Source organism: Streptomyces sp. NPDC001002 (genome assembly GCF_053599215.1).
Genome location: NZ_JBSFLV010000171.1, coordinates 1 through 18,185 on the forward strand (window position 1 = coordinate 1; position 18,185 = coordinate 18,185).

An 18,185-nucleotide genomic window follows, 5' to 3' on the forward strand; every position below is an offset into this window, starting at 1 on the left:
GGCGGCGCGATCCTCTGCGAGGGCAGCAAGAACATCCGCGTCGAGGACGTCATCATCCTCAACCCGTCCGGCACGGGTGTCCGGGGGTCACCACTAGCCCGGGCCACCACCCCGAGTCATCGACGCGCGCTGCCCGGACGGGACCCTCGACCTGGGCCACCAGATCCTGCGTGAGCTGCTCCATGACCGCGAGGTACAGCTCTTCCTTCGTGCCGAAGGTGTAGTGCACGGTGGCCTGGGCGACCCCCAGCTCGGCGGCGATGGCCCGGGTGCTGCCGGCCGCGACCCCCTCCCGGGTCATGAAGTCGATGGCCGCTCTGATCAGCTGGGGACGGCGCTCGGCCGCGGAGACATGAGCCATGGCACCGACTATAGCCAGGGCGACTCAGTCTCACGAACAAGTCATTCGATCAAGTCGTACGCGCATAGCCGAACGCCCCGGCCGGACGCCCGGGACGAACACACTGATCGCGCCGCGGCCGCCGGGGTCCGGTCCTTGGCCGCGCGGGTCAGTTCCCGCCGGACAGCCGCTGCATACGTTTCCTCCACCACCCGCTCCGTGCAGCGGGACGAGCGAGGAGGCGGACCCGTGAGGCAAGACAGTGAGCTCGATACGTGTGTGATCGGCGCCGGACCTGCCGGGCTGGCGGTCGCCAGGGCCCTGGCGGAGCGGAATCTGCCGTACACGCAACTGGAGCGGCACACCGGGCCCGGCGGTATCTGGGACATCGACAATCCGGGCAGTCCGATGTACGAGTCGGCCCACTTCATCTCCAGCAGGACCCTGTCCGGCTTCGGCGGTTTCCCGATGCCCGACCACTTCGCGGACTACCCGCCGCACCGGCAGATCCTGTCGTACCTGCGGTCCTTCGCCGACGCCTACGGGCTGACCGACCGGATCGAGTACGGCGTCGAGGTCACGGACGTCGAGAAGAACGCGGACGGCACCTGGACCGTCACCCGGGCCGACGGCCGGGCGAGCCTGCACGGCCAGGTCGTGGTGTGCACGGGCGCGCAGCGGCACCCCAACATCCCTGAGCTGCCAGGGGAGTTCGACGGGGAGGTCCGGCACACCGTCGGCTACCGCAGCGCGGAGGAGCTGCGCGGCAGGCGGGTCCTGGTCGTGGGGGCCGGGAACTCCGGCTGCGACATCGCGTGCGACGCGGCCCGCACGGCCGACCGCGCGGTGATCAGCATGCGGCGCGGGTACTGGTTCATTCCGAAGCACCTGTTCGGACGGCCGGTCGACACCATCGCCGACAGCGGTCCCCAGCTGCCGATGTGGCTGGCGCAGCGCGTCTTCAGCGGTCTGCTGCGGATCGTCAACGGCGACCCGACGCGCCTCGGGCTGCAGAAGCCGGACCACAGGCTCTTCGAGACCCACCCGGCCATCAACTCCCTGCTGATCCACCACCTCCAGCACGGCGACATCACCGCCAGGCCCGGGATCGCCCGCGCCGAGGGCAGCACCGTGCACTTCACCGACGGCACGAGCGACGACTTCGATCTCGTCCTGCTCGCCACGGGTTACGTCCACAGGGTGCCGGTCGCTCAGCGGTACTTCGGCGACGAGCAGCATCCCGACCTGTATCTGTCGTCGTTCTCGCGCGAGCACGAGGGTCTGTTCGGCATCGGGTTCATCGAGACCAACTCGGGCGCGTACCAACTCTTCGACGCACAGGCCCAGTTGATCGCCGGGTATCTGCACGACGCGCGGCACCGGCTGCCGAACGCGGAACGCTTCGCGCAGCTGGTCCGCGCCGACCGTCCGGACCTGTCCGGCGGGCTGAAGTTCGTCGCCTCGCCCCGGCACACGGGCTACGTCGACAGCGGGGCGTTCGTGAAGTACCTCGGCAAGGTGGCACGGCGGATGGGCTGGCGCACCGAGGGCCGGGCGCCGCGGGCGCGCTCCCCGCGGCGCGTGGAGGCGACGGCATGAGCCGGTTCGACTTCACCGACAAGGTCATGCTGGTCACCGGTGGCGCGGGCGGAATCGGCAGTGCGCTGTGCCGCCGCTTCGCCGCCGGCGGCGCCCGCTGTGTCGTCGTCGACATCGACGGGGTCCGGGCCGAGAAGGTCGCCGCGGAGCTGGCCGGCGCCGGGCACACGGGCATCGGCTGCGACGTGTCGCAACGCACCGAGCTGGAGCGGCTGTTCGAGCAGGTGGCCGACGGCTACGGCCGCCTCGACGTGCTCGTGAACAACGTGGGCATGACCAGCTCGGAGCGTTTCGACGTCCGCAGCGTCGACAGCATCGAGCAGGAGATCACCCTCAACCTGATCTCCCCGCTGGTCGCGACCAGGATCGCGCTCCCCCTGCTCAAGACGGCCCGGGACGCCCGGGTGATCACCACGGTGTCACTCGGCGGGGTCTTCCCCCTGGGCGAGACCCCGATCTACACGGCGTCCAAGTTCGGGCTGCGCGGCGCGATGCTCGCCATCGGGCTCGACCTGCGGAGCAAGGGCATCCTGGCCGGGTCGGTGCTCCCGTCGGCGACCGACACCCGGATGCTGCGACAGGAGGCGGTGGACGGCGGGAACTCCATGCAGTTCCAGGAACCGCCGCAGCAGCCCGCCGACGTCGTCGCCGCCGTCGTGAGCCTGCTGGACAGGCCCCGCCTGGAGGCCTATCCGCGGGCCGGCGAGTCCCGGCTCGTGCGGTTCGCGATGCTCGTACCGAACCTGCTGCCCAGGATCTTCCCCCTGTTCCGCAAGCGCGGCGACCGCGGCATGGCCCGCTATCTGGAGGAGCTCCGCCGCCGCGGACTGGCCCGACAGACCGACGGGCGCTGGGAGTTGGTGGAGGAGGCATGACCAGGGACGAGACGCTGCACATCGTCAACCCCGCCACCGGCGAACCGATCACCACCCTCCCCGCCGCGAGCGCCGCCGACGTCACCAAGGCCGCCGAACGAGCGCAACTCACGTACGACTCCGGCATCTGGTCACGGCGGCCGGTCCGCGAGCGGGCCGCCGTACTGCTGCGCCTGGCCGACCTGATGGGCCGCGACGCCGAGATCCTCGCCCGGCTGGACTGCGAGGACGCGGGCAAGCCGATCACGGAGTGCCGTACGGGCGACGTACCGGGGGCGATCGAGTCGATCCGCTGGTTCGCCGAGGCCGCCGACAAGGTCTTCGGCCGGGTCGCGCCGGGTGGGCCCGACGGCTTGGGTCTCGTCACCCGCGAGCCGGTCGGCGTGGCCGCGGCGATCCTCCCGTGGAACTACCCTCTGGCGATGGCCGGTTGGAAGATCGGTCCCGCCCTCGCCGCGGGCAACTGTCTGCTGGTCAAGCCCGCGGAAGCGACCCCGCGTTCGGCCCTGCACCTGGCCGCCCTCGCCGCCGAGGCCGGCCTGCCCGACGGCGTGCTCACGGTCCTGCCCGGCCACGGCGAGGAGGCCGGAGCGGCCCTCGCCCGCGATCCCCTCGTACGGGCGCTCTCCTTCACCGGCTCCACCGCCACCGGCCGCCGCATCCTCAAGGACGCCGCCGACAGCAACTTCAAGCGCGTCTCCCTGGAGATGGGCGGCAAGAGCCCGCAGGTGCTGATGGCCGACGCGCTCTCCTACGGCGACGACCTCATCGCCGACATGATCGAGGCCGCGTTCCTGACGATGGGCCAGAACTGCACCGCCGGATCACGGGTGTTGGTGCACCGCAGCATCGCCGAGGAGGTCGTGGAACGGTTCACCGCGGCGGCGCGGGAGCTCGTCATCGGCGATCCGGCAGATCCCCGTACCCAGCAGGGACCGCTCATCGACCGCGCCGCCTTCGACCGGGTCGCGGGTGCCGTGGACGCCGCCCGGGCGGCCGGAGCCCAGATCCACACCGCGGGACTCCCCCACGGGCTGCCCCCGCGCGGCGCCTACTACCCGCCCACCGTGATCACCCGCGTCCCCGCCGAAAGTGCCGTCCTGACAAGGGAGTTGTTCGGCCCCGTGGTCACGGTCGAGACCTTCGGCCCGGAGGACGAGGCGGTACGGATGGCGAACGCCACCGAGTACGGGCTCGCCGCCTCCGTCTGGACCCGCGACCTCGACACCGCGCTGCGGCTGGCCCGTGGCATCGAGGCGGGCGTGGTCTCCGTCAACGCCTACAGCGAGGGCGACATCACCACGCCGTTCGGCGGTTGGAAGCAGTCCGGATTCGGTGGCGTGGAGAAGTCCACGAACGCCTTCGACCAGTGGACCCGGGAGAAGACGGTCTGGATCCGCACCCGTTGATCCCGTCCCCTTTCGTCGACCCCGTTCGCGCCCGTCACTCGCGGTGCGCCGCCGCCCGGAGCAGTTCCTCCCGCAGTCGGACCGGGGAGGTGCCGTGCCAGCGGCGCACCGCGCGACGCAGGGCCCGTTCGTCGGAGAAACCCGCTCGGTGGGCGATGTCACGCAGCGTCAACTCCGGGCGCAGCAGCAGCTGTTCGACGCGCTCCCGGCGTACTCCCTCGGCGAGTGCCTCGTAGGTCGTGCCGCAGTCGGCGAGCCTGCGGCGCAGTGTCCGCTCGCTCGTCGCATGCCGTCGTGCCTGTTCACCGAAGGACGGGATCACCGGGAGGCTCTGCGCGACGGAGATCTCCAGCACTTCGAGGAGGTCCTGCTGGTCGGTGCGGGCGGCCAGTTGGGCATCGAGCGTCTCCAGGGTGGCGGCGTACGTCACCGGGTCCCGGCCGGGCATCCGGGCGCCGGCCCAGGCGGGGTCGACGACGATGCGGTCGGCCGGGGCGCGGAAGCGGACCGGACAGCCGAACAGGGCGCCGTACAGCTCGCGTTGCCGGGGCGGCGGCGCGGAGAACTCCACCACGCGCGGGACGAAGTCCGGGCCGACGGCCAGTCGGGACAGGGTGACCACGGAGGCGAACCCCTCCTCGATCAGGAAGGACGCCACGCTCGGGTCGATGGCGGGGTCGGGCAGGTCGGCGCGCAGGACGAAGGCGCCGTCCTCGTGCACGCCGGTCGACCACACGGTCATCGCGCCGGAGATGTTCTGGTACCTCACCCCGGTCTCGATGGCGTGCCGCAGCGTGTCGGCGGCCAGCAGCGCGAACCCGAGCAGCCCCCACGCGGTCAGGTGCTGGGTCGCGCCGACCTTGAGCCCCAGCCGCTCGTCCCCGGTGAGTTCCAGCGCGCGCTTGATCACCGCGCTGCCCTGCCGGTACGACACCCGCAGCGCGGCGGAGCGCATGAGCGTCTCGTCCAGGCCGACCCGGCCGAGCAGGGGCCGCAGGTCGATGCCGCGTTCGTCGGCGACCATGACGAGGTAGCGCAGGATGTTCGGCTGGATCGTCGCCGACGTGCTGCGGTTCGTCCCCGACGGGTCCGGCGGGGTGGGGGCAGGGAGCATCGCACTCACCTTCTCGTGTGCGCCCACCGTAAGCACCCGGGCGCCGGGGGACGCCGGCCGTGGCCGCCCGGGTCCCCTCAACGGCCCCCGACGTCCTGCGTCCGCCCCGCCACGGCTGACTACGGTCCGTGCATGTCCCTCAGCGCTCCAGGTCGAGCCCAGGCCGGGCGCCCCGCCGCGAAGGCCGGTGCCCGCAGGTCGGCGACCCTCGCGTTCGCCGCGCAGGGTGTGTCCGTCGCCGCCGTGTACACGACCGTCCCGGCGGTCACCGAACACCTGCGGCTGCCCCCGCTCCTGACGACCGTCACGCTGGTCGCGGTGGCTCTGACGGCGGGCGCCGGCAGCTTTCTCGGCCTGGCCGCGGTCCGCGTCGCCGGTCCCGTCCCGACGATCCGCGGGGCCCTGGTGACGGCCGCCGCCGCGCTGACGCTGATCGGAGTGGCCCCCGGCCGGGCGACCGCGGTCTGCGCGTACGTCGTCTTCGGCATCGCGATCGGTGCCCTCGACGTCGGGATCAACACCCGGGCCGCCGCGATCGAACGCGCCTACGGCCGCAGCGTCTTCGGCTCCTTCTACGCGGCGTGGAGCGTGGGCGGTGTCGTCTCGGCCCTGCTCACCGCGGGGGCGGCCCGGCTGGGCTGGCCCGTGTCGGGCGGTCTGTCCGTGCAGGCGGGCATCCTCCTGGTCGTCGCCTGCTGCCTGCGCACGCACGCCCTGCCCACCGCCGCGGAATCGTCGTCCCCGTCGGCGCAGTCACCCCTGGGCCGCCGCCTCTGGCTCCGGCTCCTCCCCTTCGGCCTGGTCCTCCTCGTCGTCTACGTCGTGGACTCGACGGTCTCCGCCTGGTCCGCGGTCTATCTGCGCCGGGACCTCGCCGCGTCCCTCGCCGTGGCGCCGATGGCGTACGCGGCCTACCAGGCCGGCACGGTCGCGGGCCGTGCCGCCACCGACCGTCTCGTGCGGAGATTCGGGGCGGTGGCCGTCGTACGCACCGCCGCTGTGCTGGTCGCGGGTGCGCTGGCGGGCATGGCCGCCGCGCCGACCTGGCCGTTCGCCGTGCTCGCGGCCGGGGCGGTGGGGCTCGGGGCGTCCGTGCTGGCCCCGCTGTGTCTGGCCGGCGCGGCCCGGTTGCGGCCCGGCGCCGCGGAGGCCGTCCTGGCGCGCCTGAACCTCTTCAACTACGCGGGTGTCGTCACGGGCGGCGCCGTGAGCGGACTCCTCGGCTCCACCGGCGAGTTCCGTCTGGCCTACGCGGCACCGGCCGCCCTGGCGATGCTCGTCCTGATCGCGGCCCGCCACTTCACCCCGCTACTGCTTGACCGCGCCGGCCAGTCCGTTGATGAAGAACCGCTGCAGCACGATGAAGATCACGACGATGGGCAGCAGGGTGATGACCGACCCCGCGCAGACCAGGGTCCAGGCGGTGGAGTTCTGGCCGATGAAGTTGAACATGCCCACCGACAGCGTGTGCAGTTCGGGGCGGGAGAGGGTGAAGACCAGCGGGATGAAGAAGCTGTTCCAGGCGGTGATGCAGGCGAACAGGCCGACGGTCGCCAGCATCGGCCCGGACAGCGGCAGCATGATCCGCCAGAAGATCTGGTGGAAGTTGGCCCCGTCCACGCGGGCCGCGTCCTCGAGGCCCCGGTCGATCGTCGTGAAGTAGCCCATGAAGAGGAAGGTGCCGAAGACCATCCCGCCCGCCGACTGGACGATGACCACCGACCAGAGGGTGTTGAGGAGATGGAGGCGTTGGATCAAGTCGAAGACCGGGATGATCGTGTAGCCGTGCGGCAGGAAGAGCGTCACCCCGACCAGGCCCAGCCAGATCTTCTTGCCGGGGAAGTCGGTGCGGGCCAGCACATAGCCCGCCATCGAGGTGGCCAGCAGCGTGACGACGACCGTCCCCATGGCGAACAGGACCGTGTTGACGAAGAACCGGCTGAAGTCGGCCTGCGTCCAGGCCTCGCTGTAGTTGGACCAGTGGAACTCGGACGGGATCGGGTTCAGCCCGCCGGAGAAGAAGCCGTCGGTGCTCTTGAGTGAACTGCCCAGCGCCCACAGGAACGGATAGAGCCAGACGAGGCCGCCGCCGAGCAGTGCGAGATAGAGCAGGCCGCGTCGGCCTCGGCGCAGGCTCAACCGCGTTCGGAGGCGCGGGCGTTGGGACAGTGTGGACATCGACGTGACCCTTTACTGGTTGGCGGCCGTGCGCCGACGGGTGAGCCGGCGCAGGGCGAGGACCTGCAGCGCGGAGAAGACGATGAGGAGCAGTCCGTAGAGGAACGAGGCCGCGGAGGCCAGGCCGATGTCGGGCTGGGCGGCGGCGCCCGCGGAGCCGCCAAACGCCAGGTGGTAGATGTAGGTGTTGACGACCTCGGTGGCGAAGTACGGGCCGCCGCCGGTGAGGACCTGCACCAGGTCGAAGACCTGGAAGCTGCCGATGAACGCCAACACCACGATGACGACGCCGACTTGGCGCAGCATCGGGATGGTGATGCGGAAGAAGGACTGCACCGGCCCGCAGCCGTCGAGCTTCGCCGCCTCGTACAGCTCGGCCGGGATGGTCTGGAGTCCGGCGAGGAAGTAGACGAGGTTGTAGCCGAGGGTGTGCCAGATGCCGATCGCGATGATCACGGCCAGGGCGGTGTGCGGGTCGCCGAGCCAGTCGATCCGCCCGTCGGTCACCCCGGTCTTGGCGAGCAGACTGCCCGCCGAGTCACCGAAGTTGGCGAGCATGAGCTGGATGACGACCCCGACGACCGCCGCCGAGGTGACGACGGGGATGAAGTAGACGGTCCGGAAGAACAGCGCGAACTTCAGCTTCGGGTTGTTCAGTACGAGGGCGAGCGCCAACGCCAGCAGGAGCTGCACCGGGACGAGCACGAACGCGTAGACGAAGGTGTGCTCGACGGCGCCCCAGAAGATGCGGTCGTGCAGGATCTGCCGGAAGTTGGCGAGGCCCACATAGTCGCCGGGTTCACCGATGCCGTTCCAGCGGTAGAAGGTGTATCCGAAGGAGGCGATGATCGGGTAGATCACGAAGGCCAGCAACAGCACGGCCATGGGGGCGAGATAGACGTACGACCACGTGGCTGCGCGGATGCGGCGGCCGAGGCCGGGCCGGGGGGCGACCGGTGGTGCGGTGCGGTGCGGCAGTTCGCGCCGGCGGGTGGCGAGGAGTGACATGGCGGCGGCTCAGGCCTTCTTCGTGGTGTACGGCTTTGTGGGGTCCCAGTCCGCGAAGACGTAGTCGGACGTGCTGACCTTCTTGCCCTGCTTGGCCACGGCGGCGACCGCGTCGGACAGGAGCTGGAACTTCTTCTCGGCCAGGTCGCTCAACGCACTGTGTACGTCCTTGATCTGGCCGGTGTAGACGCCGGTCACCACGTCGCTGATGTCCGGCTTGGGGACGCTGGGTGCGACGGCGGCCAGTCCCGGGTTGCGCACGAGGGGCACCGGACCGCTCAGTACCTGCTCGGTCATGCCGACGAAGGCGGCGAAGGGTTTGGAGTCGATGCCGTCCGGGTTGTTGTTCGCGGGGTGCGCGGAGACGCCGTTGAGGTCCTCGACCCAGCGGCGCCCGGCGGCGGGCGACGTCAGCGCGTCCAGCCACTGGAAGGCCTCGTGCGCCTTCTTGGTCTTGGCGGAGACCGCGGCGAAGGAGCCGTTGCCGACCGGGTCGGCGTAGTAGTAGCCCTGCGGAGTCGTGGTGGGCGAGGGCAGGGTGACCAGGCTGTAGTCGGTGAACTTGTGCTGGGTCCACTCGGGTTGGTTCCACACGCCGCCGACGGTCATGCCGAACTTGCCGCGCTCGAAGAACGCGCGCGCCGCTTCGTCGGAGAGGCTGACGGAGTTGGGGTGGAAGAAGCCGCGCTTCTTCCATTCGACGAACAGCTCCAGGAAGTCGGCGTAGGCCCGGTCGGTGGCGAAGGTCCACTTCCCGACGCGGTAGTCGAGGCCCGCGCCGGGGAGGGTGGGGGCGCCGCCCGGTGCGCCCGCGCCGCGGACGAACAGATCCAGCCACCAGGCGAGTACGCCGATGCCGTCGGCGTTGCCGAAGCCGAGGCCGTACGCCTTGCCGCCGCTCTTCTTGGTGATCGTCTGGGCGGCGCTGGTCACCTCGTCCCAGGTACGGGGCACCTTCACGCTCCCGTCCGGGTTCGTGAGGCCGACGGACTTGAAGACGCCGTTGTGGATGTAGAGCTGGTACTGCGGGCCCGAGCCCTTCAGCGGAGCCGAATAGACCTTGCCGTCGAAGACGTTGGCGCCTTCCAGGAAGGTGCCCTCGGGGAAGCGCGCCTGCCACTTCGGGGTCGCCCACTCGTCGAGCGGGTGCAGCCAGCCCTTGGCGACCTGCTCGGCGACGCTGGGCACCTGCGGGATCATGAAGACGTCCGGCGGGTTGCCGCTGCGGTTGGCGAGCGCGACCAAGTCGGCGTACTTGGCGTTCTGTTGGGTCGTCTTCTTGACGCCGACCCCGCTGTGCCCCTTCTCGAAGAGGTCGATCTCCTTGTCGACCCAAGGGGCTTGGGTGACGTACCAGTCCCAGTAGGTGAGCGCGTCCGCCGACGACGAGGACGAGCCGGAGCCGCAGGCGCTCAGGCCGCCGCCCACCGCGAGGGTGCCGGCGCCGAGTGCGGCGGTGCGCAGGAGGGCGCGTCTGGAGACGTTCGACGAAGTCATCTGGTGTTCCTCCGGCATGTAACGTTCACTGAACCGTTTACAGTAACGGGGACGTTAAGGGGGCGCCCCACAGCCGTCAAGAGGTTCGGCAATGCTGGGGAAACTCCGGACAGGCACCCGCACCTGGGCGTAGAGAATCCCGCGCCGGTTGTGTAACTTTTTCATCGGTGTTACTTACATCGGCCGTTCACCGGGGCAAGGAGAAGCAGCGCATGGCTCAAGGTCGGGGTTCCGCAGGTCGGGCGACGATCCGTGACGTGGCGTCGCGCGCGGGCGTGTCCGTCGCCACCGTGTCGCGGATCCTCAGCGAGGCGTACACGGCGCCTCCGGCCACGCACGAGCGGGTCATGCAGGCCGTGCGCGACCTCGACTACGTGGTCAACACCAACGCCCGCACCCTCAGCACGACTTCGGGGCTGGTGGCGATGGTGGTCAACGACATCACCTCACCGTTCTTCATGAACGTCGCGTCCGGGGTGGAGGAGCAGGCCGTCGCCGACGGCCGGGTCTGCCTGGTCTGTTCCACCCAGGGGGTCCCGGAGCGCGAGCTGTCGGTGATCAACCTGATGCGCCAGCGCGGCGCGGAGGCGATCATCCTGGTCGGCGGCATGGCCGAGACCGACGAGCATCTCACCCAACTCGCCGCCGCCGCCGAGGGGATGGACCGGGCCGGCGCCCGCCTGGTGCTCTGCGCCCGGCCGTGGAAGGGCACCAAGGCGCCGGTGGACGTGGTGGAGTGCGACATGGAGGCCGGCGCCTTCGCCGCCACCAGTCATCTGCTCTCCGCCGGCCACACCCGGGTGGCCCACCTGGCGGGCCCGCACGAGTTCAGCGTGGCCGGTCAGCGTCTCGAAGGATACGAACGGGCGCTGCGCGCACACGGCGTCAAGCCCGACCCGGCACTCGTCGCCGAGACCGACATGACACGCGAGTCCGGCTACGAGGCGGCGGGCCGCCTCCTCACCGACACCGATGCCACCGCGATCTTCTGCGCCAGCGACATGAGCGCGGCGGGCGCCATCGCCGCCGCCCGCGACCTGGGCCGCTCGGTCCCCGACGAACTCTCCGTGGTCGGCTTCGACGACATCCCGCTCGCCGAGGACCTCTACCCGCGCCTGACCACCGTGCACGTCCCCCAGCAGGAACTCGGCCGCTCCGCCGCCCGCCTGGCCCTGCACCGCCGCCCCACGGATCCGCCCAGTCGCCGTGTGGTGCTCGGCTCGCACGTCGTCGTACGCCGGTCGGTGGCACCCCCGGCCCGCCTCAACACCGTCGGAAAGGCGGACAGTTGACATCCGAAGACCGGCTCCTCTCGCCGTACACCGGCTGGACGCGTACGCACTGGGAGGCACTGGCCGACGCACAGCTGGCCGCCGTCCGCCCGTACGCCACCGACCACCACGCCCTCCTCCATCTGCCCGGCCCCGCCAGCCGCTCCGGCCGGCACAGTGACGGCCTCGAAGGCTTCGCCCGCACCTTCCTGCTCGCCGGGTTCCGCCTGGCCCACTCCGGCGACAACGACCCGGGCGGTCACGCGAGTTGGTACGCCGAGGGCCTGACCGCCGGCACCGACCCGAGCTCCCCGGACCACTGGCCGAGCATGCGCGAGTGCAGACAGGCCAAGGTCGAGTGCGCGTCGGTGGCCATCGCGCTGCACGAGACCCGGCCCTGGATCTGGGACCGGCTCGACGACGGCGTACGACAACGGATCGTCGCCTGGATGACGGAGCTGCTCGGCAGTGACGTGCCGGACAACAACTGGGTCTGGTTCAGGGCGATCACGTCGGCGTTCCTGCGTTCGGTCGGCGCCCCGTGGAGCGCACCGGACATCGACCACGCGATCGCGCGGACGGAGGACTGGTACGCGGGCGACGGCTGGTACGCCGACGGCGGCACCGGCGGCACGCTGCGGCACTTCGACCACTACTCGGGCTGGGCCATGCAGTACTACCCGCTCTGGTACTGCCGCATCTCGGGCACGGCCGCGCATCCGGACCTGCTCCCCCGCTACCGGGCCCGGCTGCGCCGCTACCTCGACGACGTCCAGTACCTCGTGGCGGCCGACGGCGCCCCGCTGTACCAGGGCCGCTCCCTCACCTACCGCTACGCGACGCTCTGCCCGCTGTGGGTGGGCGCCGTCTTCGACGCCACTCCCCTGCCCGCGGGCCGCACCCGCCGCCTGGCGAGCGGAGTGCTGCGGCACTTCACCGAAGCCGGCTGCTTCGACGAGCACGGGCTCCAACCGCTGGGCTGGCACGGGGAGTTCCCGGCCATCAGACAGCCCTACTCCGGGCCCGGCTCCCCGTACTGGTCGAGCAAGGGCTTCGCCGGACTGGTGCTGCCGCCGGAACACCCGGTGTGGACGGAGAAGGAGGAGGCCCTGCCGATCGAGACCCGGGACGTGCGGCGGACGGTGACCGCCCCGGGCTGGCTCGTCTCCGGCACGGCCGCGGACGGGGTCGTACGCGTCGTCAACCACGGCAGCGACCACGCCTTCGGTGACGGCGTCGACGTCGAGGCGGACGACCCGACGTACACCCGCCTCGCCTACGCCACCCACGCGGCCCCCGACAGCACGGAGGCGAGCCTGAACGACCCGCTCGACTCGCACTTCGCGCTGCTCGACGCCGACGAACGCCCGTCCCACCGCCGCCCGTTGACCCGGCTGCACCTAGGTGTGCGCACCGCCGTCTCCCGCCACCGCGCCCACTGGCCACTCGGCCCGGTACCCGCCCCGTACGCCCACGACCCCGCGCCCGCCTTCCGCGCGGGTCCGTGGATCACGACGGCATCCGTGTTGAACGGCCCGCTGGAGGTGCGGCTCGCACGCGTCGACGGCCCGATCGAGGGACCACTGCGGCTGCGGCTCGGCGGCTACTGTCTGGCCGCCGACGAGCCGCCGCTCGCACACGAGGAGACCGGGCCTGCCGCGTGGGTGAGCCGCTCGACCGGCCTGTCCAGCACGGTGGTCGGTCTGCGCGGCTTCGACCGAGCAGGCATCACCACCGCGCGGGACGCCAACGCCTTCGGCCCGTACTCGGCGACACCCTGGCTCGCCACGACCGAGGAGGTCGAACCGGGCGCGGTGTACGCCGCGTTGGTCTGTCTCTCCGGAGTGGTCGAAGGCCCGGGTGCCGCCGAAGCCGTACGTCTGGAGGTCGCCTACGACGGTGACGGCACCGCGCTCGCCTCGGTCAGCTGGCCCGACGGCACCGAGGACAACGTCCGTCTGGAGCCGCCGAGTTGACCCGTGCGCCGGGATCAGGTGCCGTACGTCTCGATCACGTGCCGTCGATGAGCCGGACCGCGATCGCTGGGCTGAACTGGCCGGCGGGGACTGTCGGTGCGATGCCGCACTGCCCGTCGGAGTTGCCCGGTGTCTTCACCCACAGCAGCAGGTCCTCGGCGCCGCCCACGCGCGCGGTGACGCCGAGTTTTCGCCCGGCCGGGTTGCACCACTCGCCGTTGGAGCCGTTGCCGTTGCGGCTGGTGTCGACGACGAAGTGGGAGCCGCCGCCGAGCGCCGAGTCGATCGAGTTGCCGTAGGTCTCCGAGGACGAGGTGGTGTAGAAGTTCGAGACGTTCACGGAGAAGCCGCGGACGGTGGCGATGCCCGCGGACCTCAGCCGGCTCGCCATGGTCGCGGGGGCGACCCAGTTGGTGTGCCCGGCGTCCAGATAGGCCCAGGTGTTGGGTGCCTTCTGCTGGAACATCTGGGCGGCGTAGGCGAGCATCGCGAGGCGGTCGCTGATCTGCGCACTCGTCAGGCAGCTGAAGTCCGACAGGGCGTCCGGCTCGATGACGACCACGGCGGGGCGGTCGCCCACCGCCGCCGCGAAGGTGGAGATCCAGGTGCGGTACTCGGCCACGCTGCCCGCGCCGCCGGACGAGTGGCCGCCGCACGCGTCCCGGAGCGGGATGTTGTACGCGACGAGGACGGGCAGTCTGTCGTGGCTGTCGGCGGCACCGACGTAACTGGAGACGGCCGGCCCGATGCCCCCGCTCTCGGCGGCGAACCAGCGGGCGATCGGCTGCGAGGCGATGGCCGACTGGATGCGTGCGGCTCGGGTGTCGGAGGGGTTGTTGCGGACCCAGACGGCCGGGCCCGAGTCGGGGTTGGAGTAGAAGCCGCTGGTCAGGGAGATCGGACTGGCGGCGGCCGCCGAACCGGCTGACAGGAGCGGCAGCGGCGCAACGAGCAGACAGATCAAGGCAGTTCGGAGCGCGACGGTCTTGAGTGAAGCGGTATTGAGCGAGCGGGTATGGAGCATGCCTTTCCAGCGCATGGGAATCCCTTCCTCTCAGCGGGCCGAGTCCGCGGCGAAGGTCGCGACCCAGGCGAGCGCGGAGTTCCAGTTGATGGCGATCTCGTTGGTCGAGTACGAGTAGATGTCGTCGATGTAGCAGGTGGCGGGGGCGCAGCCGACCAGGTTCTGCTGCGCGACCGGGTCCTGGAGGGCCGAGTCGGGGCCGCCGGCCAGTGAACCGGGCGGCGGGCTCGGCAACTCGGGGTCGATCTGGTGGGCCCAGATGCGGTTGTGCTGGTTGTGGCTGAACCGGGTGCCGTAGCCGGTGACGAAGGACTGGTTCAGGGCGTTGCGGCCGAGCAGGTAGTCCAGCGACTCCAGGGCGGCGCCGCGGTAGACGTCCCGGTGGGTGAGGTCGTACGCGGTCGCGATGACCATGGCGTTGTTCGCGGTGACGCTGTTGGAGCCCCAGGCGTAGGCGCCGTCGGCGGTCAGGCTGGGGTTCGGGTAGCCCTGCGACCGCTCGTCCCGCACGAACCCGTCCGCGACCGCGAGGACCCGCTTGCGGGCGGCGGCGACCATGCGGTCGGGGAAGCGGTTCGGCAGCCGGACGACGGTGAGGTCGGCGAGCGCGCCGGTGTCCCGCCAGGAGAACCCGGCCGGGGTGATCTCCGTGTCGATGCGGGACAGGTAGGTGCGGTCGTGCGTGGTGGCGTACAACTCCGTTGCCGCCCAGGAGAATTCGTCGGTCACGTCCGTGTCGGCGTACGCTCCCCCGCCGACGCTGTCGCTGCTCGGGGCGTAGACGTCGGGGTGGGCGAGCGCGGCCTTCCAGGCGGTCTCGGCAGCGGTCAGGCAGGCGCGCGCGAAGGCCGCGTCGTAGCGGGCCCAGACCCGGGCGCACTGGGCGCCCGCGGCGGCCAGGTTGAGGGTCGCGGCCGTGGACGGCGCGTGCAGGTAACGGGGTTGCGAGTCCTGGTCGGGCCGAGTGGGAAGGGCACTCCAGGCCAGGTCGTGGATCTTGTGGTGGGCCATGCCGGCCAGCGGCTCGCCCGCGGGCACCTGCATGCTCAGCAGGAACTCCGTCTCCCAGCGGGACTCGTCGAGCACGTCCGGGACGCCGTTGTGGTTCTCGGGGATGCTCAGCAGTCCGTCGCGCAGGCCTGCGGAGTCGCCCTGGGCGCGGGAGCGTTCGTAGGAGTCCATCAACTGCCATGCCGCGAGGGCCCCGTTGACGATGTACTTGCCCTGGTCGCCGGCGTCGTACCAACCGCCTTGGACGTCCAGTGAGTAGTCGCACGTGCCGGGCAGGCAGGGCACGTCCGTGTCGCCCTTGTTCGGGGCCACGCCGACGTGACCGGCGGGCCGGGCGTAGGCGTCGCCCGCGTACCGGGCCTCGATGGGGGTGCCGCTGCGGACATCGTAGAAATACCCCAACGCGTCCTTGCGCAGGGAGGTGTACGGGTTGTCCGCGATGGCGAACGGGTAGCTGGTCGCGTCGCCGACCGCGAGCGTGTACCCCGTTCCGGCCTTGCGCACCGAGCTGAAGTCGGCGATGTGCACGTGGTCGCCGGAGGCGGTGTCCGTGCCCTGGACGTGGGTGCGTCCGACCTTCACGACCGCACCGGAGGCGTCGAGCAGGCGCCAACGGACCGGTTCGGCCGAAGAGTTGACGATGGACGCCCTCTTGGGGCCGTGGACCGCGTAGCCGTACTGGTTCGTCCGCACCGGGGAGCCGAAGTCGCGTCCGCCGCCCGGGGGTGTCGCCCCGCCGGTGAGGGAGACGTCGTCGATGCAGAGGGTGAACGGCTGGGCGGCGCCGCCCTGTTGGAAGGAGAGCTGGGCGTGCAGGTCGGCGCGCGTGGAGGTGCCGGTGAACTGGAAGGTCTTGGGTGTGGTGGTGACGGCGGCTGTTTTGTTCAGGGTGGTCGTGACCGGAGCGGTGGGCACCTGCAGCACGGCGTGGATCGACACGTCCCGAGTGGCGGACGCGGTGAAGCGGAGCGTGTAGGGCCGGCCGGCTTCCAGGGGGATGTCGTTCTGGCCGATCATGGAGTCCCATACGTTGACGGTCCCCGCGGGGACGTTCGCGCACAGGCGGCCCAGGTCGACGGTGGACGGCGTGTTGCCACTGCTCCACCACGGGGTCTTCACGCTGTCGAACGTGCCGTTGAGCACGCGTTCGTAGGGTGCTTCCGCGGCGTGCGCGGGCGTTGTGGCGGTCGCGGCCAGGGTGGCGGCGGTCAGGGCGGGCGCGAGGAACACCGCGCCCCATCTGTGCTTGCGGAGTCTGGTCCTGCGGTACATACCGGGCCCTTCTCGGTGACAGGGTTCCCGGCTCGGTGCGGCGTCAGTGCCAGATGGTGGGTGGGGGCGACGAGGCTGTCAAGACTTCACACACAGGAGCCTTTTCCACGTCCGGACCCTTCACAGACTGAACCCGCCGCTCCTACTCTGCGACTGTAAGCGCTTCCAATTCTGACGGGAAGCATCACGCAGGTACCGGCCGAGCTGTGGCGTCAACCCAGCTTCATCCCTGTTCAGAAGCGAAAGACACGTCGGGGTCGATGGGGCTCCCGGCTGTTATCGCTCTCGGATTTCGGCAGACGGAGGGTCACCGCAGTGAGCACGTTCGATCCCGGCTTCCTGTGGGGTGCCGCCACATCGAGTTACCAGATCGAGGGGGCGGTCGAGGAAGACGGCCGGGGTCCCTCCATCTGGGACACCTTCGCGGCCACCCCGGGCGCCGTCCGGGACGGTGACACCGGAGCCGTCGCGGCCGACCATTACCACCGCTTCCCCGAGGACATCGCGCTGATGACCGAACTCGGCCTGCGCGCCTACCGGTTCTCCCTCGCCTGGCCCCGGATCCAGCCCTCCGGCTCCGGTCCGGCCGACCGGCGCGGCCTCGACTTCTACCGCCGCCTCACCGACACCCTCCTCGACCACGGCATCCAGCCCTGGCCCACGCTCTACCACTGGGACCTGCCCCAGCCGCTGGAGGACGCCGGCGGCTGGCCGGTCCGGGACACCGCCGAGCGGTTCGCCGAGTACGCCACTCTCGCGCACGGCGCATTGGGCGACCGCATCACCAACTGGACCACCCTCAACGAGCCCTGGTGCTCGGCGTTCCTGGGCTACGCCACCGGCCGGCACGCCCCGGGCCGCCACGAACCCGCCGCCGCCGTACGCGCCGCCCACCACCTGCTGCTCGGCCACGGCCTGGCCGCGGAGGCGATCCGGGGCGCCGGCTCGCGCGTCGGCATCACCCTCAACCTCACCCATGTCACCCCGCTCTCCACCGACCCCGCCGACCAGGACGCGGCCCGCCGCATCGACGGCATGCAGAACCGGCTCTTCCTCGACCCGCTGCTGCGCGGCACCTACCCCGCCGACGTACTCGACGACATCCGCGAGATCACCGACGCCGACCACATCCACGACGGCGACCTGAAGCGGATCGGGGCCCCGCCGGACCACCTCGGCATCAACTACTACGCGCCGATGCTGGTCGCCGGCAGTACGACTCCGGCCCAAACCGCCTATGTGGGCTCGCCGTTGGTCCGCGTCGCCGACGGAGGCAGGCCCAGGACCGCGATGGGCTGGGAGATCGACGAGGGGGGACTGCTGCGCCTGCTCCTGCGGATCAAGAACGACTATCCGGCCCTGCCGCTGTACATCACGGAGAACGGGGCCGCCTTCGACGACGTGGTGGCGCACGACGGGGTGCACGACGCGGACCGCGTGGCCTATCTGGACGGCCACATCCGCTCCTGCGCGGCGGCGATCGACCTCGGTGTGCCGCTCAAGGGCTACTTCGTCTGGTCGCTCCTCGACAACTTCGAGTGGTCCTTCGGCTACGCGCCCCGCTTCGGCATCGTGCACGTCGACTACCCGACCCAGCGCCGCACACCCAAG

13 protein-coding genes and 2 pseudogenes are annotated in these 18,185 nt (G+C 70.9%); 7 read left to right on the plus strand and 8 right to left on the minus strand.

The window, feature by feature from the left end; genetic code table 11:
- Positions 1 to 144 precede the first annotated feature (144 nt).
- Positions 145 to 361: pseudogene (locus ACWDR3_RS41470) on the minus strand (TetR/AcrR family transcriptional regulator); the annotation flags it as partial.
- Between the two features lie 258 nt (positions 362 to 619).
- On the opposite strand from ACWDR3_RS41470, the gene ACWDR3_RS41475 reads away from it, so the two are divergent.
- The 3 genes from ACWDR3_RS41475 to ACWDR3_RS41485 are packed head-to-tail and all read left to right on the plus strand — an operon-like array spanning position 620 to position 4,223.
- Positions 620 to 1,939 (plus strand): flavin-containing monooxygenase, encoded by a 1,320-nt coding sequence (locus ACWDR3_RS41475; protein ID WP_450357786.1) that lies wholly within the window; start codon positions 620 to 622, stop codon positions 1,937 to 1,939.
- A complete protein-coding gene (locus ACWDR3_RS41480; protein ID WP_450357777.1) occupies positions 1,936 to 2,814 on the plus strand; it encodes an SDR family NAD(P)-dependent oxidoreductase in 879 nt (292 codons plus the stop codon). Before ACWDR3_RS41475 ends, ACWDR3_RS41480 begins: the two co-directional genes overlap by 4 nt.
- Positions 2,811 to 4,223 (plus strand): aldehyde dehydrogenase family protein, encoded by a 1,413-nt coding sequence (locus ACWDR3_RS41485; protein ID WP_450357778.1) that lies wholly within the window; start codon positions 2,811 to 2,813, stop codon positions 4,221 to 4,223. Before ACWDR3_RS41480 ends, ACWDR3_RS41485 begins: the two co-directional genes overlap by 4 nt.
- 34 nt (positions 4,224 to 4,257) lie before the next feature.
- Here the strand turns inward: ACWDR3_RS41485 and ACWDR3_RS41490 are convergent, their stop codons facing one another.
- Together ACWDR3_RS41490 and ACWDR3_RS41495 are read right to left on the minus strand one after the other, a co-directional pair.
- The gene (locus tag ACWDR3_RS41490; RefSeq protein ID WP_401717685.1) at positions 4,258 to 5,337 is read right to left on the minus strand and encodes an AraC family transcriptional regulator; all 1,080 of its coding nucleotides are present in this window, start codon (positions 5,335 to 5,337) and stop codon (positions 4,258 to 4,260) included.
- A gap of 119 nt (positions 5,338 to 5,456) precedes the next feature.
- Entirely contained in the window at positions 5,457 to 5,825 is a 369-nt protein-coding gene (locus ACWDR3_RS41495) for a hypothetical protein (RefSeq protein ID WP_450357779.1), read from the minus strand.
- 334 nt (positions 5,826 to 6,159) lie between these two features.
- Between ACWDR3_RS41495 and ACWDR3_RS41500 the strand changes: the two are divergent.
- Positions 6,160 to 6,585, plus strand: a pseudogene (locus ACWDR3_RS41500) (MFS transporter); the annotation flags it as partial.
- A gap of 60 nt (positions 6,586 to 6,645) precedes the next feature.
- Here the strand turns inward: ACWDR3_RS41500 and ACWDR3_RS41505 are convergent.
- From ACWDR3_RS41505 to ACWDR3_RS41515, 3 genes are read right to left on the minus strand one after another with little or no spacing between them, the layout of a single operon-like run.
- Positions 6,646 to 7,515 (minus strand): carbohydrate ABC transporter permease, encoded by an 870-nt coding sequence (locus ACWDR3_RS41505; protein ID WP_450357780.1) that lies wholly within the window; start codon positions 7,513 to 7,515, stop codon positions 6,646 to 6,648.
- A gap of 12 nt (positions 7,516 to 7,527) precedes the next feature.
- A complete protein-coding gene (locus ACWDR3_RS41510; RefSeq protein WP_450357781.1) occupies positions 7,528 to 8,523 on the minus strand; it encodes a carbohydrate ABC transporter permease in 996 nt (331 codons plus the stop codon).
- Positions 8,524 to 8,532: 9 nt separating this feature from the next.
- Positions 8,533 to 10,020 (minus strand): ABC transporter substrate-binding protein, encoded by a 1,488-nt coding sequence (locus tag ACWDR3_RS41515; RefSeq protein WP_450357782.1) that lies wholly within the window; start codon positions 10,018 to 10,020, stop codon positions 8,533 to 8,535.
- Between the two features lie 212 nt (positions 10,021 to 10,232).
- Between ACWDR3_RS41515 and ACWDR3_RS41520 the strand changes: the two genes are divergently transcribed.
- Both ACWDR3_RS41520 and ACWDR3_RS41525 read left to right on the plus strand, forming a co-directional pair.
- Positions 10,233 to 11,312: a LacI family DNA-binding transcriptional regulator gene (locus tag ACWDR3_RS41520; RefSeq protein WP_450357783.1), complete on the plus strand. Its 1,080-nt coding sequence runs from the start codon at positions 10,233 to 10,235 to the stop codon at positions 11,310 to 11,312.
- Positions 11,309 to 13,267 carry a DUF2264 domain-containing protein gene (locus ACWDR3_RS41525; protein WP_450357784.1) on the plus strand — a complete coding sequence of 653 codons (1,959 nt, stop codon included), beginning with the start codon at positions 11,309 to 11,311 and terminating at the stop codon, positions 13,265 to 13,267. Before ACWDR3_RS41520 ends, ACWDR3_RS41525 begins: the two co-directional genes overlap by 4 nt.
- A gap of 34 nt (positions 13,268 to 13,301) precedes the next feature.
- Here the strand turns inward: ACWDR3_RS41525 and ACWDR3_RS41530 are convergent, their stop codons facing one another.
- A complete protein-coding gene (locus tag ACWDR3_RS41530; protein ID WP_450357787.1) occupies positions 13,302 to 14,291 on the minus strand; it encodes a glycoside hydrolase family 6 protein in 990 nt (329 codons plus the stop codon).
- A gap of 30 nt (positions 14,292 to 14,321) precedes the next feature.
- Positions 14,322 to 16,574 carry a glycoside hydrolase family 9 protein gene (locus tag ACWDR3_RS41535; protein ID WP_450357785.1) on the minus strand — a complete coding sequence of 751 codons (2,253 nt, stop codon included), beginning with the start codon at positions 16,572 to 16,574 and terminating at the stop codon, positions 14,322 to 14,324.
- Positions 16,575 to 16,847: 273 nt separating this feature from the next.
- On the opposite strand from ACWDR3_RS41535, the gene ACWDR3_RS41540 reads away from it, so the two are divergent.
- Positions 16,848 to 18,185, plus strand: a 1,338-nt coding sequence (locus ACWDR3_RS41540) for a GH1 family beta-glucosidase (RefSeq protein ID WP_450357788.1), incomplete at its 3' end; no start/stop codon positions are given.